The 21,716-nt window shown below is 71.9% G+C and carries 23 protein-coding genes; 10 read left to right on the forward strand and 13 right to left on the reverse strand.

The genetic code is table 11. The features are described from left to right. Positions 1-44 precede the first annotated feature (44 nt). Both VT52_RS16810 and VT52_RS16815 read left to right on the forward strand, forming a co-directional pair. Positions 45-518, forward strand: a complete 474-nt coding sequence (locus VT52_RS16810; protein ID WP_046423938.1) for a sec-independent translocase — start codon at positions 45-47, stop codon at positions 516-518. Positions 519-792: 274 nt separating this feature from the next. Beyond that, positions 793-1,455 (forward strand): hypothetical protein, encoded by a 663-nt coding sequence (locus tag VT52_RS16815; RefSeq protein ID WP_046423939.1) that lies wholly within the window; start codon positions 793-795, stop codon positions 1,453-1,455. 84 nt (positions 1,456-1,539) lie between these two features. Here VT52_RS16815 and VT52_RS16820 read toward each other — a convergent pair whose 3' ends face one another. The 3 genes from VT52_RS16820 to VT52_RS16830 are packed head-to-tail and all read right to left on the reverse strand — an operon-like array spanning position 1,540 to position 4,601. Next, entirely contained in the window at positions 1,540-2,673 is a 1,134-nt protein-coding gene (locus VT52_RS16820) for an Mrp/NBP35 family ATP-binding protein (protein WP_046423940.1), read from the reverse strand. Positions 2,674-2,716: 43 nt separating this feature from the next. After that, positions 2,717-3,313 carry a DUF1003 domain-containing protein gene (locus VT52_RS16825; RefSeq protein ID WP_046423942.1) on the reverse strand — a complete coding sequence of 199 codons (597 nt, stop codon included), beginning with the start codon at positions 3,311-3,313 and terminating at the stop codon, positions 2,717-2,719. Beyond that, complete coding sequence (locus tag VT52_RS16830) at positions 3,303-4,601, reverse strand: magnesium transporter MgtE N-terminal domain-containing protein (protein WP_046423945.1); 1,299 nt, start codon at positions 4,599-4,601, stop codon at positions 3,303-3,305. The genes VT52_RS16825 and VT52_RS16830 overlap by 11 nt, the downstream gene beginning before the upstream one ends. A 249-nt stretch (positions 4,602-4,850) precedes the next feature. Here VT52_RS16830 and VT52_RS16835 point away from each other — a divergent pair, with 249 nt between their 5' ends. Beyond that, positions 4,851-5,591 (forward strand): hypothetical protein, encoded by a 741-nt coding sequence (locus tag VT52_RS16835; protein WP_206306537.1) that lies wholly within the window; start codon positions 4,851-4,853, stop codon positions 5,589-5,591. Positions 5,592-5,754: 163 nt separating this feature from the next. On the opposite strand, the gene VT52_RS16840 is transcribed toward VT52_RS16835, so the two are convergent. Together VT52_RS16840 and VT52_RS16845 are read right to left on the reverse strand one after the other, a co-directional pair. Beyond that, complete coding sequence (locus VT52_RS16840) at positions 5,755-6,270, reverse strand: hypothetical protein (RefSeq protein ID WP_046423947.1); 516 nt, start codon at positions 6,268-6,270, stop codon at positions 5,755-5,757. A 22-nt stretch (positions 6,271-6,292) separates the two neighbouring features. Continuing rightward, positions 6,293-7,420, reverse strand: a complete 1,128-nt coding sequence (locus VT52_RS16845; RefSeq protein WP_046423949.1) for a magnesium and cobalt transport protein CorA — start codon at positions 7,418-7,420, stop codon at positions 6,293-6,295. A 533-nt stretch (positions 7,421-7,953) separates the two neighbouring features. Between VT52_RS16845 and VT52_RS16850 the strand changes: the two genes are divergently transcribed. Next, on the forward strand, positions 7,954-8,538 hold the full coding sequence (locus VT52_RS16850) for a suppressor of fused domain protein (RefSeq protein ID WP_046423950.1): 585 nt from the start codon (positions 7,954-7,956) through the stop codon (positions 8,536-8,538). A 21-nt stretch (positions 8,539-8,559) separates the two neighbouring features. Here the strand turns inward: VT52_RS16850 and VT52_RS16855 are convergent, their stop codons facing one another. Continuing rightward, positions 8,560-9,783: an MFS transporter gene (locus VT52_RS16855; RefSeq protein WP_046423952.1), complete on the reverse strand. Its 1,224-nt coding sequence runs from the start codon at positions 9,781-9,783 to the stop codon at positions 8,560-8,562. A 160-nt stretch (positions 9,784-9,943) separates the two neighbouring features. On the opposite strand from VT52_RS16855, the gene VT52_RS16860 reads away from it, so the two are divergent. From VT52_RS16860 to VT52_RS16870, 3 genes are all read left to right on the forward strand, one after another. Beyond that, complete coding sequence (locus VT52_RS16860) at positions 9,944-10,585, forward strand: DUF6758 family protein (RefSeq protein ID WP_046423953.1); 642 nt, start codon at positions 9,944-9,946, stop codon at positions 10,583-10,585. 183 nt (positions 10,586-10,768) lie between these two features. Then, positions 10,769-11,626, forward strand: a complete 858-nt coding sequence (locus tag VT52_RS16865; RefSeq protein ID WP_046423955.1) for a PHP domain-containing protein — start codon at positions 10,769-10,771, stop codon at positions 11,624-11,626. Positions 11,627-11,699: 73 nt separating this feature from the next. Further along, positions 11,700-12,305 carry a MarC family protein gene (locus VT52_RS16870; RefSeq protein WP_046423956.1) on the forward strand — a complete coding sequence of 202 codons (606 nt, stop codon included), beginning with the start codon at positions 11,700-11,702 and terminating at the stop codon, positions 12,303-12,305. A gap of 75 nt (positions 12,306-12,380) precedes the next feature. Here the strand turns inward: VT52_RS16870 and VT52_RS38000 are convergent, their stop codons facing one another. Beyond that, on the reverse strand, positions 12,381-12,533 hold the full coding sequence (locus VT52_RS38000) for a hypothetical protein (protein WP_086805833.1): 153 nt from the start codon (positions 12,531-12,533) through the stop codon (positions 12,381-12,383). 235 nt (positions 12,534-12,768) lie between these two features. Between VT52_RS38000 and VT52_RS16875 the strand changes: the two genes are divergently transcribed. After that, the gene (locus VT52_RS16875; RefSeq protein WP_046423958.1) at positions 12,769-13,665 is read left to right on the forward strand and encodes an NYN domain-containing protein; all 897 of its coding nucleotides are present in this window, start codon (positions 12,769-12,771) and stop codon (positions 13,663-13,665) included. Here the strand turns inward: VT52_RS16875 and VT52_RS16880 are convergent. Together VT52_RS16880 and VT52_RS16885 are read right to left on the reverse strand one after the other, a co-directional pair. Next, a complete protein-coding gene (locus tag VT52_RS16880; protein WP_046423960.1) occupies positions 13,662-14,561 on the reverse strand; it encodes an alpha/beta fold hydrolase in 900 nt (299 codons plus the stop codon). The two genes, VT52_RS16875 and VT52_RS16880, sit on opposite strands and share 4 nt — an antisense overlap. Positions 14,562-14,665: 104 nt before the next feature. Then, positions 14,666-17,218 (reverse strand): DEAD/DEAH box helicase, encoded by a 2,553-nt coding sequence (locus VT52_RS16885; protein WP_071387461.1) that lies wholly within the window; start codon positions 17,216-17,218, stop codon positions 14,666-14,668. 504 nt (positions 17,219-17,722) lie between these two features. Between VT52_RS16885 and VT52_RS16890 the strand changes: the two genes are divergently transcribed. Beyond that, the gene (locus VT52_RS16890; RefSeq protein ID WP_206306538.1) at positions 17,723-18,466 is read left to right on the forward strand and encodes a ferritin-like fold-containing protein; all 744 of its coding nucleotides are present in this window, start codon (positions 17,723-17,725) and stop codon (positions 18,464-18,466) included. 139 nt (positions 18,467-18,605) lie between these two features. On the opposite strand, the gene VT52_RS16895 is transcribed toward VT52_RS16890, so the two are convergent. The 4 genes from VT52_RS16895 to VT52_RS16910 form a co-directional block, all read right to left on the reverse strand. Beyond that, positions 18,606-18,869: a hypothetical protein gene (locus VT52_RS16895; RefSeq protein WP_046421386.1), complete on the reverse strand. Its 264-nt coding sequence runs from the start codon at positions 18,867-18,869 to the stop codon at positions 18,606-18,608. A 173-nt stretch (positions 18,870-19,042) separates the two neighbouring features. Beyond that, entirely contained in the window at positions 19,043-19,270 is a 228-nt protein-coding gene (locus VT52_RS16900; protein WP_046421387.1) for a DUF3107 domain-containing protein, read from the reverse strand. Between the two features lie 142 nt (positions 19,271-19,412). After that, the gene (locus VT52_RS16905; RefSeq protein WP_046421389.1) at positions 19,413-20,054 is read right to left on the reverse strand and encodes a TetR/AcrR family transcriptional regulator; all 642 of its coding nucleotides are present in this window, start codon (positions 20,052-20,054) and stop codon (positions 19,413-19,415) included. A gap of 132 nt (positions 20,055-20,186) precedes the next feature. Beyond that, entirely contained in the window at positions 20,187-20,411 is a 225-nt protein-coding gene (locus VT52_RS16910) for a hypothetical protein (RefSeq protein WP_046421390.1), read from the reverse strand. A gap of 199 nt (positions 20,412-20,610) precedes the next feature. Here VT52_RS16910 and VT52_RS16915 point away from each other — a divergent pair, with 199 nt between their 5' ends. Beyond that, positions 20,611-21,660 carry an alpha/beta fold hydrolase gene (locus VT52_RS16915; RefSeq protein WP_046421391.1) on the forward strand — a complete coding sequence of 350 codons (1,050 nt, stop codon included), beginning with the start codon at positions 20,611-20,613 and terminating at the stop codon, positions 21,658-21,660. Positions 21,661-21,716 lie beyond the last annotated feature (56 nt).

Raw genomic sequence — 21,716 nt, forward strand, 5'->3', positions numbered from 1 at the left:
GCCGGGTACCGTTGAGCGACCGAGGACATCGCAAGGAGCGTCAGGTGTTCAATGACATAGGGCCAATGGAGCTACTGACGATCATCGTCATCGCGGTGCTCGTGTTCGGTCCGGACAAGCTCCCCAAGGTCATCCAGGACATCACCCGGACGATCCGGAAGATCCGCGAGTTCTCGGAGAGCGCGAAGCAGGACATCCGCAGCGAGCTGGGGCCCGAGTTCAAGGACTTCGACTTCGAGGACCTCAACCCCAAGACGTTCCTGCGCAAGCAGCTCGGCAACGACGAGCTGGGGCTCCAGGAGATCCGCAACGGCTTCGACCTGAAGAAGGAGATGGCCGAGCTCACCGACGCGGTGAACGGCCATGACACGGCGTCCTCGTCCTCTTCCTCGTCGTCCTCCGGCTCCGCGGGCTCCCCGCCGGCCGCGCCGTCCGCGGGCGGGAAGATCGACATGACCAAGCAGCCGGAGGAGTCCGAGAAGGACGACCGGCCGCCGTTCGACTTCGACGCCACCTGAGCCGCTCCCGGCGTCCGTCGGGGCGGCCGGGCACCGCGTGGGCGCCGGGTGCCGCGCACCGCGTGCCGACACGCGCACGTGACGCGCGTCATAGCGGGCGCCCGTCCCGAACGGCCTGAACAGGCCGTTGGCGCGACTTTGGCGACCGGCGCCTGCCCGGCGGTTCTCAGCGGTGTGGATATGCTGCCGAGTTGTTGTGCGGACCGGACGAGTACGCCCGAAGGGGGGCGGGCCGCCGCTTCGGTCCGACGAGCGCGAGGAGGCGTCCGGGCAGATGGAGACGACGAGTCGGGTGGGCGCGGCAGCGCCGGCCACGGAGGGCGGACAGGGTCTCGCCGCCGACCGGGGCACGGTCGACGGATACCTGCGGGCGCCCTTCCCCTGGTACGGGCTCGACGAGGCGTTCACGGGGCCGCGCTGGCTGATGCAGGTCGGCATGGCGTCCGACGGTGCCGTGGAGCACGGGTCGATCGGGCACGGCGACACACCGTCCGTGCTGCACGAGGGCGTCGTCGCCGAGCACCGGGAGAAGTTCGCGGCCGTGGTGACCGTCGCGGCGCATCCGTCCCGGCGGGTGGCCGACGGTTCGGGGCTGCTGGAGGCGACGTCCGTGTCGTCGGCGGCGTGGCTCGCGGGCGTGGGACTGCTGTCCTTCACCTGGCCCGGACAGATGGACCACACCCGGCGCGACGACTGGCTGGAGCAGCAGACCGAGACCGCCTGGGAACTGGCCGACGATCTCGACGGGCCGGAGTGGTCCAGGCTCTCGCTCCCGGTGGACGGGGCGGCCGCGTCCTTCCACTACCGCGAGTCGGAGTTCGGCTGGGTGCTGGCCGGCTCCACGGAGGCGGGGGTGCATCTCGGCGCGTACGGACGGGGGATGAGCGCCTACGGGCTGGGGTTCGCCGTGGTGAAGGACGTCTCCGCGTACGTGTGACCCGAGGGGCGCCGGATGGTTCCGGCGCCCCTTTCCCGTGCCGTACGGGTCAGGACGTGAGGTGCGGGGAACGCGCGGCGGGCCTCAGAACTTGTTCTTGGGGGTCAGCCCCAGCGACATGCCCGACAGACCGCGCTGGCGGCCGCCGAGCTTGCCCGCGATGGAGCGCAGGGCGTTGCCGGCCGGGGAGTCGGGGTCGGTCAGCACGACCGGCCTGCCCTCGTCGCCGCCCTCGCGCAGCCGCACGTCGATGGGGATGGAGCCGAGGACCGGGACGTTCGTACCCGTCGTACGGGTGAGGCCGTCGGCGACCAGCTGGCCGCCACCGGTGCCGAAGACGTCGACCATCTCGTCGCAGTGCGGGCAGGGCAGGCCCGACATGTTCTCGACCACGCCGACGATCTTCTGGTGGGTCTGCACCGCGATGGAGCCCGCGCGCTCGGCCACCTCGGCGGCCGCCTGCTGCGGGGTGGTGACGACCAGGATCTCGGCGTTCGGGACCAGCTGGGCCACGGAGATCGCGATGTCACCGGTGCCGGGCGGCAGGTCCAGGAGCAGGACGTCCAGGTCGCCCCAGTACACGTCGGCCAGGAACTGCTGGAGGGCTCGGTGCAGCATGGGGCCGCGCCAGACGACCGGCGCGTTGCCCGGGGTGAACATGCCGATCGAGATGACCTTCACACCGTTCGCCGACGGCGGCATGATCATGTTCTCCACCTGGGTGGGACGCCCCTGCGCGCCCAGCATGCGCGGCACCGAGTGGCCGTAGATGTCGGCGTCCACGACGCCCACCTTGAGGCCGTCGGCCGCCATCGCCGCCGCGAGGTTCACCGTGACCGAGGACTTGCCGACGCCGCCCTTGCCGGAGGCGACCGCGTAGACCCGGGTGAGGTTGCCCGGCTTGGCGAACGGGACCTCGCGCTCGGCCTGGCCGTCCCGCAGGGCCGCCGCCAGTTCCTTGCGCTGCTCGTCGCTCATCACGTCGAGCGTGACGTCCACGCCGGTGACGCCCTCGACGCGCGAGACCGCCTCGGTGACCCGCTGGGTGATGGTGTCGCGCATGGGGCAGCCGGAGACCGTCAGGTACACGGTGACCGCGACCGTGCCGTCCTCCCCGATCTCCACCGATTTGACCATCCCCAGTTCGGTGATGGGGCGGTTGATCTCGGGGTCGTTCACCGTCGCCAGTGCCTCGCGCACCGCGTCTTCCGTAGCCATAAGGACGATGGTACGGCGCGCCGAGGGCCCTCCGGGTAGCCCCTCAGCGGTCGTCTGCGTCACGTCCCGGCGGGCGTTCCGTCCGTTCCGCCGGGAATACGACCGGACCGCCGTGACCGCGCCGTTCCTCCATCTCCTTGAGCATGTCCTGGAGCTCGGCCCGGATCCAGTCGCGGGTGGCGACCTCGCCGAGGCCCATGCGCAGCGCGGCGATCTCCCGGGTCAGGTACTCCGTGTCGGCGATGGACCGTTCGTTCTGCTTGCGGTCCTGTTCCAGGTTGACCCGGTCGCGGTCGTCCTGCCGGTTCTGCGCGAGCAGGATCAGCGGGGCCGCGTAGGACGCCTGGAGGGACAGGGCCAGGGTCAGGAAGATGAACGGGTACTCGTCGAACCGCAGATGCCGGGGCACGCTCACGTTCCACAGCACCCAGACGATGATGACCACCGTCATCCAGACGATGAAGCGTCCCGTGCCGAGGAACCGGGCGATCCGTTCCGACAGCCGGCCGAAGGCCTCCGGGTCCCACTCGGGCAGGAAGCGGCGCCGGGGCGGTCGCGGCTGGTCGAGCCGGGGCGTGCGCGGGCGGCCGGCGGCCGTGGCACCGGTGGGCGTGCGCTCGCGCTCACGCTCAGAAGGCATGGCCGGCCCCCTTGCCGCCCTCGGGGCTCTCCTCCAGGTGGAACTCGGTCTCACGCCAGTCGTCGGGCAGCATGTGGTCCAGTACGTCGTCGACGGTCACCGCGCCCAGCAGCGACCCGGCCTCGTCCACCACGGGCGCGGCCACCATGTCGTAGGTGGCGAAGAACCCGGCGATCAGCGGGAGCGAGGCGTCCGGGGACAGCGGCTGGAGATCGTCGTCCAGGAGCGAGCTGACCAGGGTGTACGGGGGGTCGCGCAGCAGCCGCTGGAAGTGGGCCGTGCCGAGGTACTTGCCGGTCGGGGTCTCGTCAGGCGGGCGGCAGACGTAGACCTGGGCGGCGAGCGCGGGGGAGAGGTCGGGGTTGCGCACGCGGGCGAGGGCGTCGGCGACGGTGGCGTCCGGGCGCAGCACGATCGGCTCGGTGGTCATCAGACCGCCGGCCGTGTGCTCCTCGTACGACATCAGGCGCCGCATGTCGGCCGCGTCGCCGGGCTGCATCAGGCTCAGCAGCCGTTCCTTGTCCTCCTCCGGCAGCTCGGAGAGCAGGTCGGCCGCATCGTCCGGGTCCATGGCCTCCAGGACGTCGGCGGCGCGCTCCTCCTGGAGCTTGCCGAGGATCTCGATCTGGTCGTCCTCCGGCAGCTCCTCCAGGACGTCGGCGAGCCGGTCGTCGTCCAGGGCGGCGGCGACCTCGGCGCGCCGCTTGGGGGAGAGGTGGTGCAGCACGTTGGCGAGGTCGGCGGGGCGCAGCTGCTCGAAGGTGGCGAGCAGGTTCTCGGCGCCCTGCCCGTGCTCCTCCAGGGAGAAGCCGGAGACGCCCGCCCAGTCCACGGTCAGCGTCTCGCCCTTGACCCGGCGGAACGCGCTGCCCTTGCGGCCCTTGCGGACGAAGACGCGGTCGATCTCCCAGTCCCGGCGTGCGGGCAGCTGCTGCACGGACATGTCGAGGACGGTGGCCTCCTCGCGGGTCTCCACCAGGGTGACCCGCCGGTCCAGCAGCTCGCCGAAGACCAGCCGCTCGGTGGGCCGCTGCTCGAAGCGGCGCACGTTCATGACACCGGTGCTGATGACCTGCCCGGACTCGATGCCGCTGATCCGGGTCATGGGCAGGAAGATGCGGCGCCGGGTGGACAGTTCGACGACGAGGCCGAGCACGCGCGGGGGTCTCCTGCCCACGCGCAGCATCACGACGAGATCGCGTACCCGCCCCACCTGGTCGCCGTTCGGATCGAAGACGGGGACCCCGGCGAGGTGCGAGACGAAGATCCGGGGGGCGCCGGCTGCCATGGTTCTGCTTCCTTGTCAGGGGCGTGCGTACGAGGTCTGCATCGAGGTCTGCGCGAAGTGGTGTGCGACCGGGATTGCGTTTGTCGGTGAATTGCTCGGATTTGCCCGCACGGTTGCGCTTCAGGCTAGCCCGTACCGCCCGGATACGCCCTGGTGGGGGGTCCGGACGGACTGGCTCCGCCGGACGGCCGGGGCACCGGTACGCTGCGGTACGCCGCTGAAGGAACCGTCGGAAAGGCGACCTCACCTGTGACTGCGATTCCCCCCGGCCGTACCCGCCCGGTGACCGCGCTGTGCGCGCTGGCCGTGACGGGCGCGGCGGTGCTGAGCGGATGCGGCGGCGATCCGGACGCGGGCACGAACGGGGTCGGCAAGCTGTCCGCCGACAAGATCCAGGCGCGGACGCGGTCCGCGGCGCAGAGGGCCTCGGCGGTCCGGCTGTCCGGGACCGTGGTGACCAGCGGCCGCACGTACCGGCTCGACATGCGCCTCAAGGACGACGGCGGGACCGGCTCGGTGACCTCGGGCGCCGACACCTTCAAGCTGCTGCGGGTCGGCACCCAGCTGTACCTGAAGGCCGACGCGGACTTCTGGGCGCGGTCGGACGGCAAGGGCGGCGACGGGAACGGGGCGGCGGCCAAGCTCGACGGGAAGTACGTGAAGGTGCCGCAGGGGGACCCCGCGTACAAGAAGTTCAGCGGCTTCACGGACAAGGACGTCCTCCTCTCGGGTCTGCTCACACTGCACGGCTCGCTGGCGACCGACGGGCGGCACACCCGGGCGAGTACCCCGACGATCCGCATCACGGGCGACCACGGCTCTGGCGGCACCCTCGACGTCTCCCTCAAGGGCGCCCCCTACCCGCTCGCGCTCACCCGCGCGGGCGACGCGGGCACGCTCCGCTTCTCCGACTGGGGCGCCAACTTCACCGTCCGTGAACCCGAGGACTCGGAGACGGTGGACTACGGGCGGCAGCTGCCCACGTCGTAGCGGGGGAGGCGCCGGGACCACGGGCACCGGCGCACACCGGCACCGCGGTACACCGGTACCGGCTCGCACCGGCGCTTCGGGCAACGACGGCCCCGCCGTCCGCCGCGGCGGTGAGACTCGGCGGTGGTGCCCGGCGGCGCCGGGCGCTGCCCGCGCCCGGCGGTCACCGCCCCTTGCGGCGCCTCGCGAGGAGCTTCGGCAGGGCCGCCGGCACCGGTCGGCGCGTGGTCGCCGGGGTCGGCACCGGTCTCTGTGCCAGGTCGCCGTCGGGCAGCGCGGCCACCGCACCCGTCGGCGTCAGACGCAGCACCCGGCACTCACGCGCCCAGCGGTCCGTCATCAGCTCGGCGTCGGGGGCGTTCAGCCGCTTGCCCTTGAGCTCGGCGACCGCCGCCGCCCACTCCGGAGTGCCGGCCGTCAGCTCGTTCACCGCGGCCGCGAAGGAGACCAGCCGGCCCCCCTTGTCCTTGCCGCGCGCGGTCACCTCGGCGCCGCCCCCGTCGGCCAGCCCCGTCAGCGGCTGCTCCCCGGGCCCGTCGCCGACCAGGCACACCGCGCCCTCGTGCCACACATGCCACACGGCACGCGCGGCGGACGCCTCCGCGCCCCGCACCCACAGCAGGCCGGACTTCTTCGCGGCCTCCTCGATGAGAGCCCGCTCGAGCAGCTCGGTTGTCATACGTCCACCCTATCCACGCCGCTCACAGCCATCCGTTGCGCTTCAGCGTCCGGTGGATGCCCAGGCACAGCACGACCGTGATGCCCATGATCACCGGGTAGCCGTACTTCCAGTGGAGCTCGGGCATGTACTTGAAGTTCATGCCGTACACCCCGCACACCATGGTCGGCACGGCGATGATCGCGGCCCACGCGGTGATCTTCCGCATGTCCTCGTTCTGCGCGACCGACGCCTGCGCGAGGTTGGCCTGGAGGATGGAGTTGAGCAGTTCGTCGAAGCCGACGACCTGCTCGTGGACGCGGGCGACATGGTCGGCGACGTCCCGGAAGTACTTCTGGATGTCCGGGTCGATCAGCCGCATCGGACGCTCGCTGAGCAGCTGCATGGGTCGCAGCAGGGGCGCCACCGCCCGCTTGAACTCCATGACCTCGCGCTTGAGTTGGTAGATCCGCGCGGAGTCCACACCGCGCGAGACCCCGCCCCGCCCCGGCGAGAAGACCTCGGTCTCCACCTCGTCGATGTCGTCCTGCACCGCGTCGGCGACCGCGATGTACCCGTCCACCACATGGTCGGCGATCGCGTGCAGCACCGCCGAGGGGCCCTTGGCCAGCAGCTCCGGGTCGTCCTGGAGCCGGTGCCGCAGCGCCCGCAGCGAGCCCTGGCCGCCGTGCCGCACGGTGATGAAGAAGTCCCGGCCGGTGAAGCACATCACCTCGCCGGCCTCCACGACCTCGCTGGTCGCGGTCAGCTGGTCGTGCTCGATGTAGTGGATCGTCTTGAAGACGGTGAAGAGCGAGTCGTCGTAGCGCTCCAGCTTCGGCCGCTGATGCGCCTGCACCGCGTCCTCCACGGCCAGCGGGTGCAGCCCGAACTCGCCCGCGATACCGGCGAATTCGGCCTCCGTCGGCTCGTGCAGCCCGATCCAGACGAACCCGCCGTCGCGCCGCACCTGCCGCATCGCCTCCTGCGGCGTCAGCGGCTTCGCGCTCGCGAGGCGCCGGCCGTCGCGGTAGACGGCGCAGTCGACCACGGCCGAGGGGGTGGCCGGGTCGCGCGTGGTGTCGTACGAGGCGGAAGGCGCGCTGGTGGCCTTGCGCGGCGAGACACGGGAGGGACGGACCACGGCGCGCAGGTCGCGGATCATCGACATGGGCAGGCTCCTTCGCGACAGGCAGCGAAAGACCGCCGAGGACGGGTGGAACTACCCGGAATGAGGACGTCCTGAAGAAATTTCCCCGGCCGGGGCAGGGGAAGGGGTTTGGCTCGTCCACAAAGCGGGGAGCACCGCACCGTTGCGGTGGCGATTTCGCTGCTGATGCAGAACTGACGCAGATCAGGCAAGGCGAGACGAAGTGCTCTTCCGAACAGTGACGCGCACAGGGAGGCGGTAGCCGGCCAGAACGGAAACCGGTCAGTGGCTACGACAGCCAGTGACTACATTCAGCGGGCGGAAGAGCGAGTGGTACTACCAGGTCGACTTCGATCCATGACAGCCCCACCTCCTCCGGCCGGTCCCTCGTAAGGGAGTTCCCAGGGTTTCGGGACTCGACAGCGCGCCCCCAGAGCCTCGAAGGCCTGGAGGCAATCCTGGCGTGCCGCCCCGAACCGCTGGCTCAGAGTACCAGCCGCCCTTGCTGTCAAGGTGCCGCTTTGCCCGCCACTGACGAGTTCTATGCTCACCGCATGGTTGATGTTCTTCCTCTGGTCGAGGCACGGTTGACCACCGCGCTGGGCGCCCCGGACGCGCGCGCGGCCGTCACCTTCCTCGGCACGGACCGCATCGAGGTGCTCCGCTTCACCGAGGGGGACGTCGTCCGCTACGCGACCCTCGGCATGTCCGCGCACCCCATGAGCGATCCCACCGCGCTGGTCGCCGATCCCGTCAAGGGCCCCCGCGCCGAACTCGTGCTGTCCGTGCGCGCGGGTGTCGCCGACACCGACAAGGTGCTCCGCCCGCTCGCCGTGCTCGCGGCTTCTCCGCAGGTCGAGGGGCTGATCGTGACCCCGGGCGCGTCACTGGACGTGGGCGGTCCGCTGTGGCCCGGAGCCCCCTTCACCTCGGTCCTGGTGGGCGAGGGCGGCGGACTGGTCGAGGATCTGGAGCTGGACGACCCGCTGGACCCCGTGCGGTTCCTGCCGCTGCTGCCGATGACCCCGAACGAGGCCGCCTTCAAGCGGGTGCAGGGCGCCCAGGTCCTCCAGGAACGCTGGCTGGCACACGGAACGGACCTGCGGGATCCCGTCCGCAGGTCCGTACCGCTCGGGTGAGCGAACTCACTCGGGTCCGGGTCAGCCGGCGAAGACCGTGACCCCGTCCTCGGTGGCGTGCCGCGGCGCCAGTTCCTCGGCCTCGTGGGCGAGGGCGCGGCGCCGTACGACGACCACCACGGCGCCCAGCAGCGCGGTGACCGCGGCCACCACGAACGGGATGTGGATGTCGGTCCACTCCTCGATCTTCGGGGCGAAGTAGGGCGCGGCCGCCGCCGCGAACCACCGGACGAAGTTGTAGCCCGCGCTCGCCACCGGGCGCGGGGCGTCCGAGACGCCGAGCGCCAGTTCGGTGTAGACGGTGTTGTTCACGCCGATGAAGGCGCCGGACAGGATGGTGCAGACGATCGCGGCGGTGTGGCCGCCGTAGCCGAGCACCAGGACGTCGGCCGCGAGCAGCACCAGCGAGCCGCCGAGCACCTTCAGCGAGCCGAACCGCTCCTGCATGCGCGGGGCGACGAGCACCGAGAAGACCGCGAGCAGCACGCCCCAGGCGAAGAACACCGCGCCGGAGCGGTACGGGGTCATGTCCAGCACGAACGGCGTGAAGGCCAGCACGGTGAAGAACGTGTAGTTGTAGAAGAACGCCGAGACCGCCGCCGAGGCCAGACCGCCGTGGCCGAGCGCCTTGAGCGGGTCCAGGATCGAGGTCCTGCGGGCCGGCTTCGGCTGCTCCTTCAGGAACACCGTGATGCACAGGAAGCCGATCGCCATCAGCGTGGCCGTGCCGAAGAAGGGGTAGCGCCAGCTGATGTTGCCCAGGACCGCGCCGAGCAGCGGGCCGCAGGCCATGCCGAGGCCGAGCGCGGACTCGTAGAGCAGGATGGCCGCCGCGCTGCCGCCGGCCGCGGCGCCGACGATGACGGCGAGCGCGGTGGAGACGAACAGCGCGTTGCCGAGGCCCCAGCCCGCCCGGAAGCCGACCAGCCGGCCGACCGTGTCCGAGGTGCCGGCGAGACCGGCGAAGACGACCACGAAGGCGAGGCCGAGCAGCAGCGTCCTCTTGCCGCCGATCCGGCTGGAGACGAAGCCGGTGAGCAGCATCGCGACCGCGGTGATCAGGAAGTACGAGGTGAAGAGCAGGGACACCTGACTGGGTGTGGCGTCCAGGCCCCGCGCGATCGAGGGCAGGATCGGGTCGACCAGGCCGATGCCCATGAAGGCGACGACGGAGGCGCCGGCCGTGGCCCAGACCGCCTTGGGCTGTCGCAGGATGCTGCCGGCGCCCGCGTCCAGGGGATCCATGTGCTTCTCCCGTTCTGCTGGATAGCGTAGATGGTTGGCTTATACACATACTAAGTTAGCTGCACTAATTAATGCAACATGCACTCACTTGGTCGGGCCGACGCGCCCGGACGGTGATCGTCCTTGACGTGGGCGGGCCCGGGTAGGACCGTGGAGCCCTATGAGGGGCGAACCCAGTTGCCCGCGGTGTGGTGGCCGGGTCAGGGCTCCCGGTCTCTTCGCCGACACGTGGCAGTGCGATGCCCACGGGGCGGTGTTTCCGCTGCAGCCCGTGATCCCGCCCAGCGTCGAGGCCCTCGGCGCGGTGGCGCGGCGGACGCATGTCCCGTTGTGGATGCCGTGGCCGCTGCCGGTCGGCTGGCTCTTCACGGGCGTGGCCTACGCGGGCGACGACCGCAGCGGCGGCCGTGCGAGCGCCGTCGCCTGCTCCGGACCCGGCCCGCTCGGCGGCCCCGGGGAGCTGATCCTGGTCGCCGAGGAGATGGGCGTCGGCCTCGGCGCGCGGTACGCGGGCATCGACGGCCCGGACCCCGGGCCGTACATGAACGTCGAGAAACCGCCCCAGGCCAAGGTGCTCGCCGCCGGCCGCCCCACCCCCCTCTGGCACGTCTACCGCACCCCGGACGACCGCGCCGTCTTCGCCGGCGAGGCGCTCGGCATGTGGCTGTGGGCGGTGTTGTGGCCCGAGCAGGCGGGCCTGCTGCTGTACGACGACCTGGTCCTGACCGATCTGCGCGAGGCGGGCGCGGAACTGGAGCTGGTGCCCTGCGGAGCGCTCTCACCCCGGCTGCTGCGCCCCTGAGCGGAGCCGGCCCGGTCCGGAAGGAAGGCCCCAGGGGCCGTGGGCGTGCGCCGGGCTGCCGGGTGGCGTGCGTGGCGCGGGCGGCTGTAGGGGGCGTACCCCTGGATCGGTCGTGACAAAGCGGGTGTCCGGGGCGGTTATCCTGAGGTGTCCTCTTCCGTCCTGGGCCCGTCTGGAGTCACCGTGCGCATCGATCTGCACTGTCACTCCACGGCGTCCGACGGCACGGACACCCCCGCCGAGCTGATGCGGGGTGCCGCCGCGGCCGGCCTGGACGTCGTCGCGCTGACCGACCACGACACCACCCGCGGTGTTGCCGAGGCCGTCGCCGCGCTGCCCGCCGGGCTCACCCTGGTCCCCGGCGCCGAGCTGTCCTGCCGTATCGACGGCATCTCGATGCACCTGCTGGCCTACCTCTTCGACCCCGAGGAGCCCGCCCTGCTCGCCGAGCGCGAGCTGGTCCGGGACGACCGGGTGCCGCGGGCCAAGGGCATGGTCGCGAAGCTGAACGCGCTGGGCGTGCCGGTCACCTGGGAGCAGGTCGAGCGGATCGCCGCCGGCGGCTCGGTGGGGCGCCCGCACGTGGCGTCCGCGCTGGTCGAGCTGGGCGTCGTGGAGACGGTGAGCGACGCGTTCACCGAGGAGTGGCTCGCCGACGGCGGCCGCGCCTACGCGCCGAAGCACGAGACCGACCCGTTCGAGGCGATCCGGCTGGTCAAGGCCGCGGGCGGGGTCTGCGTGTTCGCGCACCCGGCCGCCGCCAAGCGGGGCCGCACGGTCCCCGAGTCCGCGATCGCCGAGATGGCCGCGGCCGGCCTGGACGGCATCGAGGTCGACCACATGGACCACGACGACGCCGCCAAGGACCGGCTGCGCGGACTGGCGAAGGAGCTCGGCCTGCTGGTCACTGGCTCCTCGGACTACCACGGCAGCCGCAAGACCGTCGCACTCGGCGACTACACCACCGACCCCGAGGTGTACGGGGAGATCACCCGCCGGGCGACCGGCGCGTTCCCGGTCCCGGGGGCCGGCGGAGCCTGAGGCCGCCAGCCCGGCGGCCGACGCGCGCTCACACCCTCAGTTCTTCTTCTTTCAGCAAGGCCAGTACTTCCGCATGTTCGACATCGCCGTCTTCGGCTCTCTGTTCCTGACCCTTTTTGTCATCATGGATCCCCCTGGGATCACCCCGATCTTCCTCGCCCTGACCGCCGGCCGGCCGGCGAAGGTGCAGAAGCGGATGGCCTTCCAGGCCGTCTGCGTCGCGTTCGGGGTCATCGCCGTCTTCGGCGTCCTCGGGCACCAGATCCTCGACTACCTGCATGTGTCCGTGCCCGCCCTGATGATCGCGGGCGGGCTGCTGCTCCTGCTGATCGCGCTCGATCTGCTCACCGGCAAGAACGACGAGCCGAAGGCGACCAAGGACGTCAATGTGGCCCTCGTGCCGCTCGGCATGCCGCTGCTCGCGGGGCCCGGCGCGATCGTGTCCGTCATCCTGGCCGTGCAGAAGGCCGGCAGCGTGAGCACGCAGGTCTCCGTCTGGGTCGCGATCCTCGCGATCCATGTGGTGCTGTGGCTGGTGATGCGCTACTCGCTGCTGATCATCCGGATCATCAAGGACGGCGGGGTGGTCCTGGTGACGCGGCTCGCGGGCATGATGCTCTCCGCGATCGCGGTACAGCAGATCATCAACGGGATCACCCAGGTGATCCACGGAGGCTGACGCTCAGGTGATCCGGGGGGACCGGGCCGTCGTACGCGGCTCGGCTCCCCCCGGAAGGCTTGAGCGGGAACCCCGTTACGAGGCCGGGGTCTCGGCCGGGCGGATCCACAGGCGCTGCCCCACTGCCGCGGCCTGCTGAACGATCCGGTTGACGGAGGCGGCGTCCACGACGGTGCTGTCCACGGTGGTGCCGTCGACCTCGTCGAGTCGCATGATCTCGAAGCGCACAGGCTTCTCCCTTCGTCTGGTCATCCTCCTGCGGAGAACTACTTGGCGCGCCGGATGTGCATCCGGCGTCGTACTAGTCAACGTGCTGCGTGTTACGAACATTCCCTACGCTAAAGAAATTTTTCGAACGTCTAAATACTGACCGGTAAGTAGTCGCCGGTGACCGTGTGAGATCGCCTGGGACTGACCGGGAGCAGTTGTGTTCACACTGTGACGACCGGGAGAATGGGAGGCGATGAACGACGACCTGGCGCATCTCGCCGCCCGCATCAACCGTACGAACGAGCTGCTGGAACGCATGCTCGCCGAGGTGGCGAAGACACCCTCGACCCACGCGATCTTCGTGGACGCCGGGTATCTGTACGCGGCCGCGGGCCGCCTGGTCGCCGGGACGGAGGACCGCCGCGCCTTCGACCTCGACGCCGAGGGCCTGATCGACGCGTTGATCGACCGCGCCCGCACCGTCTTCGCGGACAGCAGGCTGCTGCGCGTCTACTGGTACGACGGCGCCCGGCGCCGCATCCACACCGCCGAGCAGCAGTCCATCGCCGAGCTCCCCGACGTCAAGGTCCGCCTCGGCAACCTCAACGCCAACAACCAGCAGAAGGGCGTCGACTCACTGATCCGCACGGATCTGGAGTCGCTGGCCCGGCACCGCGCCATCAGCGACGCCGCCCTGCTCGGCGGCGACGAGGACCTGGTCTCCGCGGTCGAGGCCGCCCAGGGCTACGGCGCCCGGGTCCACCTGTGGGGCATCGAGGCGCCCGAGGGCCGCAACCAGGCCGAGCCGCTGCTCTGGGAGGTCGACAGCCAGCGCACCCTGGACCTGGAGTTCTTCAAGCCGTACGTCTCCAGGCGCACGGCCGCCGCCTACGAGGCCGGTGCCGGGGTCCGGCCCACCCGCGAGGACGTCCGCTTCGTCGGCGCCCAGATCGCGGCGAAGTGGCTGGCCTCCCGGGGCCGCGACGCCCTGGTCGAGCTGCTGCCGGGGCACCCCTATCTGCCCGGCTCCGTCGACCAGGACCTGCTGGTCGAGGCCGAGGGCCTGCTCCAGTACTCCCTGCGCGGCCAGGCCGATCTGCGCCGGGCCCTCAGGGACGGGTTCTGGGACCACCTGCAGGCCCAGTACTAGCGGGCTGCGCCGGCCTCGCCCGCGAGGTCCGTCCGGTCCCAGAAGTCGGCGAGGGCCCGAGCGGTCTCCAGGGGACGCTCGGTGTTGGGGGAGTGCTCGGTGCCGTCGACGATCGTGCGGCGCGCGCCGAGCCGTACCGCCATGTCGTCCAGCAGCGGCACCGGCCAGGTGTCGTCGTACGCACCCGACACGACGTGGAACGGCAGTGCCGCGGCGGCCAGTTCCGCTACCCGGTCCGGCTCGGCGCACAACTGGCGTCCGGCGGCGAGGAGCTGGGCGGGCTTCGTACCCATCCAGCGGCGCCGCATGTCCTCCAGGACGTCCGGGGCGTCGCCCGGCTCGGGCGCCCCGGTCTGCTCGGGCGCGTCCATCTGCCGCATCGCGTCCCACACCTGCGCCATGGTCATCACGGCGAGCGCGTCCCGCAGCAGCCGCACCCGCTCCTGCTGGGACTCCGAGATCCGCGCCGGTCCCGACGCCATCAGGGTCAGCGACCGGAAGGGCGCCCGGTCCAGCAGGACGGCGGCGCGGGCCACCTGGCCGCCGAAGGAATGGCCCAGCAGATGCACCGGCTCGCCGAGCGCCGCGGCCTGCGCCAGCACGTCCGCCGCCAACTCGGCCTGCAGGTAAGCGGATTCGTCGGCATCGGGGCCGTCCGACTCGAACTGCCCGCGCCCGTCCACGGCGACGGTCCGGTACCCGCGCTCGGCCAGCGGCACGTGCAGCGGGTTGAAGTCCTCCTTGCTGCCGGTGAACCCGGGCAGCAGCAGTACGACGCCCTTCGCCTCGGCCCCCTCGGCCACCGGGGCGTCGACGACGGCGAACTCCCCGCGCGCGGTACGCAGCGCGTACGCACGGGTGCCGGGTGGCGGTACGAAGGTGTCGGGCCTGCTCATGGGGAGAGGGTAGCCCGAGGGCTCCCGGTGGACGCCGACGGCCCGGTCCACCGAGGTGGACCGGGCCGTCGGGGCCGTGGTGCCGCCGCGCGGGCGGCACCGGATCAGGCTTCCGGGGCCTCCACGGCGGCCGTGGCCTTGCGGGTGCGGCGGCGCGGCTTGGCCTCCGGCTCGCCGGTGGCCTGCGCCGGGATCTCCGCGGCGGCCGTCTCGGCGACGGCCTTACGGGTCCGCCGCGCCTTCGGAGCGGCGGACTCGACCCCGTCGGCCGTCTCCTCGGCGGCGGTGGTCTTCCGCGTACGGCGCGGCTTGGTCTCCGTGGCCTCGGCGGTGTCCGTCGTGGTCTCGGCCTTCGTCGCGGTCTTGCGGGTGCGGCGGGGCTTGGCCTCGGCCTCTGCCTCGGGGGTGTCGGCCTCGGGCTTGGTGGCGGCGGTCTTGCGGGTGCGGCGGGGCTTGGGTTCGGCCTCGGTGGCGTCCGTCTCCGCGGCGGTCGCCTTGCGGGTGCGGCGCGCCTTGGGTTCGGCCTCGGCGGCCTCGGTCTCGGCGACCGGCTCCGCGGCCTTGCGCGTACGACGACGCGGCGCGGCCTCGACGGCCTCGGTCTCCTCGGCGGCGGTGGTCTTCCGCGTACGGCGCGGCTTGGTCTCCGTGGCCTCGGCGGTGTCCGTCGTGGTCTCGGCCTTCGTCGCGGTCTTGCGGGTGCGGCGGGGCTTGGCCTCGGCCTCTGCCTCGGGGGTGTCGGCCTCGGGCTTGGTGGCGGCGGTCTTGCGGGTGCGGCGGGGCTTGGGTTCGGCCTCGGTGGCGTCCGTCTCCGCGGCGGTCGCCTTGCGGGTGCGGCGCGCCTTGGGTTCGGCCTCGGCGGCCTCGGTCTCGGCGACCGGCTCCGCGGCCTTGCGCGTACGACGACGCGGCTTGGCCTCCTCCACCGTCTCCACCGCGGCCTCGGCGACCGGCTCGGCCGCCTTGCGCGTACGGCGGCGCGGCTTGGCCTCCGCCTCGGGCTCCGCGACGACGGCCGGGGCCGGCACCGGGGTCTCCACGACGGCGGTCTCCACCGCCTCCGCCACCACCGGCTCCACGGCCTTGCGGGTACGACGGCGACGCGGCTTCTCCGCGGCCTCCGCGACCTCCGCCACGGCGGGGACCGGCGCGGCCACGGGCGCCTCCTGCGGCGTCCCGGTGACCATCTCGACGGCCGGCGTCACCGCGGCCGGAGCCTGCGCGCCGCCACGGGTGCGGCGCCGGCGGCGCGGGGTCCGCGTCGCCGACTCCTCCACGGAAGCGGACTCGGTGGCCGGTGCCTGCGTGGCCGCGTCCAGCGGGGCGCCGCCACGGGTGCGACGGCGACGGCGCGGGGTGCGCGCCGGGCGCTCCTGCTCGGCCGCGGGGGCCTCGGCACGGTCACGGCGGTCGTTGCGACCACCGCGGCCGCGGTCACGGTCGCGGCCACGGGCGCCGCGTCCGCCGGTCTCGCCCAGGTCCTCCAGCACCTCCGCGTCCAGACCGGCACGGGTCCGCTCCGAGCGGGGCAGGATGCCCTTGGTGCCCGCGGGGATGTTGAGGTCGGAGAACAGGTGCGGGGACGTGGAGTACGTCTCCACCGGGTCGTTGAAGTCCAGCTCCAGCGCCTTGTTGATCAGCTGCCAGCGCGGGATGTCGTCCCAGTCCACGAACGTGATCGCCGTACCCTTGGCGCCCGCGCGGCCGGTGCGGCCGACGCGGTGCAGGTACGTCTTCTCGTCCTCGGGGGACTGGTAGTTGACGACGTGGGTGACGCCCTCGACGTCGATACCGCGCGCGGCGACGTCGGTGCAGACCAGGACGTCGACCTTGCCGTTGCGGAACGCGCGCAGCGCCTGCTCGCGGGCGCCCTGGCCGAGGTCGCCGTGGACCGCGCCGGAGGCGAAACCGCGGCGCTGGAGCTGCTCGGCGATGTCGGCGGCCGTGCGCTTGGTGCGGCAGAAGATCATCGCGAGGCCGCGGCCCTCCGCCTGGAGGATGCGGGCGACCATCTCCGGCTTGTCCATGGAGTGGCCGCGGTAGACGAACTGCTTGATGTTCGCGACCGTCGCGCCCTCGTCGTCCGGCGCGGTGGCGCGGATGTGGGTGGGACGGGACATGTAGCGGCGGGCGAGGCCGATGACCGCGCCCGGCATGGTCGCCGAGAACAGCATGGTCTGGCGCTTGACCGGGAGCATGTCGATGATCTTCTCGACGTCGGGCAGGAAGCCCAGGTCGAGCATCTCGTCGGCCTCGTCGAGGACCAGGCACTTGACGTGCTTGAGGTCGAGCTTCCGCTGGCCCGCGAGGTCGAGCAGGCGGCCCGGGGTGCCGACGACGACATCGACGCCCTTCTTCAGGGCCTCGACCTGGGGCTCGTAGGCGCGGCCGCCGTAGATGGCCAGCACGCGCACGTTGCGGACCTTGCCGGCCGTCTGGAGGTCGTTGGTGACCTGCGTGCACAGCTCGCGGGTGGGGACGACGACCAGCGCCTGCGGGGCGTCGGTGAGTTCGTCGGGGGTGGCGCGTCCGGCCTCGACGTCGGCGGGGACGGTCACGCGCTCCAGGAGGGGGAGGCCGAAGCCCAGCGTCTTGCCGGTGCCGGTCTTGGCCTGGCCGATCACGTCCGTGCCGGAAAGGGCGACGGGGAGCGTCATCTCCTGGATGGGGAAGGGATTGACGATGCCGACGGCCTCCAGGGCCTCGGCGGTCTCGGGGAGGATCCCAAGGTCTCGAAACGTCGTAGTCAGGGTGCTGCCTCTTCTGTGTGGCGCGGTGCGAGGCGAGCGAGGGGGTCATGGCTGACCGTGCCGGGGACGTCGGCTGCCGTACGGGCGAACCTGTCAAGGCTAGCCGTATAGCACGGGACCTCTGCCGACGCTCTAGCGCTCGAACCGCTGAGGGTGTCCCTCCGGTCGTCGTACGTACTGCGCCGTACGGCCACGGAGGTCTGTCGGGTCGGAGCCGATCGGGCCACCGACCGGGCATCCTCATGCGTGCGCCCTGTCGGAACACGTCGAACACCGTCGACGCACTCCCAGGCGCATTACCACCATACCCCGGATTCGCGCACATGCGATGGCCGAATCGGTCACGTAGTCGCGGTCACACTGATCGCCCGGGGGCTCGCGGGGGGCACCGAGCGGGCTATTGTGCGCCTCATGACTAGCTCTGACAAGCCTGAGAACGCGTCCGCCGCCCCCGTACCGACCGGTGTCGCCGCGCAGGACTGGGCGCAGGCCGCAGCCGAGCCGCACTACCGCGCCGCCGTCGTGGATCTGCTCGGAGCACTCGCCTACGGAGAGCTCGCGGCGTTCGAGCGGCTCGCGGAGGACGCGAAGCTGGCACCGACCCTCGGGGACAAGGCCGAGCTGGCGAAGATGGCGTCGGCCGAGTTCCACCACTTCGAGCGGCTGCGGGACCGGCTGACGGAGATCGGCGAGGAGCCGACGGCCGCGATGGACCCGTTCGTCGCCGCGCTGGACGGCTTCCACCGACAGACGGCGCCCTCGGACTGGCTGGAGGGCCTGGTCAAGGCGTACGTGGGCGACTCGATCGCGAGCGACTTCTACCGGGAGGTGGCGGCGCGGCTCGACGCCGACACAAGGGAGCTGGTGCTCGCGGTGCTCGACGACACCGGGCACGCGGAGTTCGCGGTGGAGAAGGTGCGCGCCGCGATCGACGCCGACCCGCGGGTCGGCGGCCGGCTCGCGCTCTGGGCGCGACGGCTGATGGGCGAGGCGCTGTCGCAGTCGCAGCGGGTGGTGGCGGACCGGGACGCGCTGTCCACGATGCTGGTGGGCGGGGTCGCGGACGGGTTCGATCTGGCCGAAGTGGGGCGGATGTTCACGCGGATCACCGAGGCGCACACGAAGCGGATGGCCGCGCTGGGCCTCGCGGCGTAGCGCCTGGTTGTGGTGGGGGGCGGGTCGTCGCGCGGCCGGCGGGCGGGCCCTGGCCGGGCGCGCGCGGTTCCCCGCGCCCCCTTCGGGCCGCTCGGACCCGGCCCCCGGAAGAGGGACTCCCGTGGAAAAGGGGCTCCCGTCATGCCGTCAGGGAACGGCGGGCGCGTGACGGTCGCAGCAGCAGGGACAGGGAAGCCGCCGAGATGATCGCCGCGCCCAGGAAGGGGACCACGGTGAAGCCCGAGCCCAGGGCGCTGTGGGTGACGAAGTCGCCGAGGAGGGCGCCCGCGATGCCGGTCGAGTAGACCAGGGGGCGGTTCGGCAGGCGGTGGGCGAGGCGGACGGTCGCCGCCCAGGCGAGCAGGAGACCGAGCGCGGCGGTGCCGAGTGCTTCCAGGATCATGACGGGGGGTCCCTCCCACGGCCGGTCTGCCTTGAACGGTCGTAGCCCGTCATACCCCTGACCTGCGGACTGCAATCCTCCGCTATGGGGGAGTTGTGTCGTCCCTGTGTGCGAATCCGCTCAGCGCAAGGGCCCGGCGGCCGAGTGCCGCCGGGCCCTTGTCGTCGCCTTGATCACAGAGCGCCGAAGCCCACCTTGCGCACGGTCGGCGCGCCGAGCTCCACGTACGCCAGCCGGTCCGTCGGCACCATGACCTTGCGGCCCTTCTCGTCCTCAAGGGTCAGCAGCTGCGTCTTCCCGGCGAGCGCGTCGGACACCAGGCGCTCGACCTCCTCGACGCTCTGACCGCTCTCCAGAACGATCTCGCGGGGCGCGTGCTGCACGCCGATCTTGACCTCCACGGCTTTGTCCCTCCGACGGTCAGTCATGTGCGCGATCTTCCGCGCCGTACCTGCACACATTAGCCCGGTGAGGGCACGTGCACGCCGCCGGCCGGGAACGCCAACAGCGAACACGGTCCGGGAATGAACACCGTGACGTGACTCAGTGGTGCTCGTTGCCGTGCAGCGGGAAGCCCGCGATGCCGCGCCAGGCCAGCGAGGCGAGGAGCTGCACCGCGTTGTCGCGCGGCACACTGCGGTCGCTGTGCAGCCAGGAACGGGCCACCACCTGGGCGAGTCCGCCGAGACCGGAGGCGAGCAGCATGGACTCCGCGCGCGAGAGGCCGGTGTCCTCCGCGATCACCTCGCAGATCGCCTCGGCGCACTCGGTCGTCACCTTGTCGACGCGCTCGCGCACGGCGGGCTCGTTCGTCAGGTCCGACTCGAAGACCAGCCGGAAGGCACCGCCGTCGTCCTCCACATAGGCGAAGTAGGCGTCCATGGTCGCCCGCACGCGCTGCTTGTTGTCGGTCGTCGACGCCAGCGCGCCGCGCACCGACTGGATCAGTGCCTCGCAGTGCTGGTCCAGCAGCGCGAGATAGAGGTCGAGCTTGCCCGGGAAGTGCTGGTAGAGCACCGGCTTGCTGACGCCGGCCCGCTCGGCGATGTCGTCCATCGCCGCGGCGTGGTAGCCCTGTGCGACGAAGACCTCCTGGGCCGCGCCCAGCAACTGGTTCCGTCGGGCTCGGCGCGGCAGCCGGGTGCCGCGCGGGCGTGCTGCCTCTGTTTGCTCGATGGCTGTCACGCCGCCTCCCAATGTCGTCCACATGCGGTGTCGACCGCGCGGCCATCGTACTTTTGGGTAACCGTGGTGTGCGCGGTGCGAACGCAGAATTTCACGTACCGGACGGCGGCGAAAGCCGAGTCGCGCGGGCGATCAGCGGTAGTCGTCCTCGTCGAGCGAGACCACGCGCGCCTGTTCGAGCAGGTCGGCCTCGTTCGCCCGGTCCTTCTTCTCCGCCGTCGGAGTGTCGTCGTGCTCGGGCCGGACGTCGGCCTGCTGCTCGACGGCGTCCACCTCCGGGTCCTCGACGCCCAGCTCGGGGGCCGTCTCGTCGTCCAGTTCCTCGATGGTGTCGGGCTCGGTCGGATCCTGGGCCATGATGGGCTCCCTTCCTACGGACGTCCCTGGGCACGGCAGGGGCCGCACGCGGGTGCCCTCTGTACGAGCCTAGGAGACGGCGGATTCGGGCGCCATGCCGTGCGCGCCCGTGCGCCCACCGGCCGCCCCCGGCGGAGGGGCCGGTTCTGTGACGGCGAACACACGAACCCGGGTGTGATCACCTCGTAACATTGCCCGCATGTCTTCCACCGAGTCGCCCTCCGCGCCGGCCGCCAGCGTCCTGCCCCGGGTGGCGCCCGTCCGGGTCGGCGAGGGGGAGCGGCTGCGGACGGTGGGTCTGCCGGGGGTCACCCTGTCGGTGCGCTACCGGCCGCCCGCGCGCGAGGACCTGCCGCGCGCCCTGTACGTGCACGGGCTCGGCGGCTCCTCGCAGAACTGGTCGGACCTGATGGCCGAGCTGGACGGCGTGGTGGCCGGCGAGGCGGTCGACCTGCCGGGCTTCGGCGACTCCCCGCCCCCGGACGACGGCGACTACTCCGTCACCGGGCACGCGCGGGCCGTCATCCGCTACCTGGACGCGGCCGGACACGGCCCCGTCCACCTCTTCGGCAACTCGCTCGGCGGCGCGGTCGCCACGCGGGTGGCCGCCGTACGCCCCGATCTGGTGCGCACTCTCACGCTGATCTCACCCGCGCTGCCGGAGCTGCGGATCCAGCGCAGCGCGGTGCCGACCGGACTGCTCGGCGTGCCCGGCATCGCGGCCCTGTTCACCCGGATGAGCAAGGAGTGGACGGCCGAGCAGCGGGTGCGCGGGGTCATGGGGCTCTGTTACGGCGATCCCGGGCGGGTGACGCCGGAGGCGTTCCGGCAGGCCGTCGAGGAACTGGAGCGGCGGTTGCAGCTGCCGTACTTCTGGGACGCGATGGCCCGCTCGGCGCGCGGCATCGTCAACGCCTACACGCTCGGCGGGCAGCACGGGCTGTGGCGGCAGGCCGAGCGGGTGCTCGCGCCGACCCTGCTCGTCTACGGCGGCCGGGACCAGCTCGTCGGCTACCGCATGGCCCGCAAGGCCGCCCGTTCCTTCCGCGACTCCCGGCTGCTGTCCCTGCCGGACGCCGGGCACGTGGCGATGATGGAGTACCCGGGCGTGGTCGCGGGGGCCTTCCGGGAGCTGCTTGCGCGGGCCGAGGGCGACGGCGGCGCGGGCGACGGAGACGACGGCGGCCGGGACGACAGCACGGAGACGGGCGGCCGGGGAGCCGCCGACGGTACGGAAGCGGGGAGCTGAAGGACACCGTGGGACGCCACAGCCGCAAGGGGCCGGCCAAGCCGGCCGCGAAGGAC

Source organism: Streptomyces malaysiense (genome assembly GCF_000980885.2).
Classification (GTDB): Bacteria; Actinomycetota; Actinomycetes; order Streptomycetales; family Streptomycetaceae; genus Streptomyces; species Streptomyces malaysiense.

Coding starts and splice junctions, on each gene's coding strand:
- VT52_RS16885 (WP_071387461.1), bottom strand. CDS start 17,218: ATGACGCTCCCCGTCGCCCTTTCCGGCACGGACGTGATCGGCCAGGCC.
- VT52_RS16915 (WP_046421391.1), top strand. CDS start 20,611: ATGTCTTCCACCGAGTCGCCCTCCGCGCCGGCCGCCAGCGTCCTGCCC.
- VT52_RS16845 (WP_046423949.1), bottom strand. CDS start 7,420: ATGTCGATGATCCGCGACCTGCGCGCCGTGGTCCGTCCCTCCCGTGTC.
- VT52_RS16890 (WP_206306538.1), top strand. CDS start 17,723: ATGACTAGCTCTGACAAGCCTGAGAACGCGTCCGCCGCCCCCGTACCG.
- VT52_RS16855 (WP_046423952.1), bottom strand. CDS start 9,783: ATGGATCCCCTGGACGCGGGCGCCGGCAGCATCCTGCGACAGCCCAAG.
- VT52_RS16820 (WP_046423940.1), bottom strand. CDS start 2,673: ATGGCTACGGAAGACGCGGTGCGCGAGGCACTGGCGACGGTGAACGAC.
- VT52_RS16875 (WP_046423958.1), top strand. CDS start 12,769: ATGAACGACGACCTGGCGCATCTCGCCGCCCGCATCAACCGTACGAAC.
- VT52_RS16840 (WP_046423947.1), bottom strand. CDS start 6,270: ATGACAACCGAGCTGCTCGAGCGGGCTCTCATCGAGGAGGCCGCGAAG.
- VT52_RS16880 (WP_046423960.1), bottom strand. CDS start 14,561: ATGAGCAGGCCCGACACCTTCGTACCGCCACCCGGCACCCGTGCGTAC.
- VT52_RS16815 (WP_046423939.1), top strand. CDS start 793: ATGGAGACGACGAGTCGGGTGGGCGCGGCAGCGCCGGCCACGGAGGGC.
- VT52_RS16825 (WP_046423942.1), bottom strand. CDS start 3,313: ATGCCTTCTGAGCGTGAGCGCGAGCGCACGCCCACCGGTGCCACGGCC.
- VT52_RS16860 (WP_046423953.1), top strand. CDS start 9,944: ATGAGGGGCGAACCCAGTTGCCCGCGGTGTGGTGGCCGGGTCAGGGCT.
- VT52_RS16850 (WP_046423950.1), top strand. CDS start 7,954: ATGGTTGATGTTCTTCCTCTGGTCGAGGCACGGTTGACCACCGCGCTG.
- VT52_RS16895 (WP_046421386.1), bottom strand. CDS start 18,869: ATGATCCTGGAAGCACTCGGCACCGCCGCGCTCGGTCTCCTGCTCGCC.
- VT52_RS16910 (WP_046421390.1), bottom strand. CDS start 20,411: ATGGCCCAGGATCCGACCGAGCCCGACACCATCGAGGAACTGGACGAC.
- VT52_RS16830 (WP_046423945.1), bottom strand. CDS start 4,601: ATGGCAGCCGGCGCCCCCCGGATCTTCGTCTCGCACCTCGCCGGGGTC.
- VT52_RS16870 (WP_046423956.1), top strand. CDS start 11,700: ATGTTCGACATCGCCGTCTTCGGCTCTCTGTTCCTGACCCTTTTTGTC.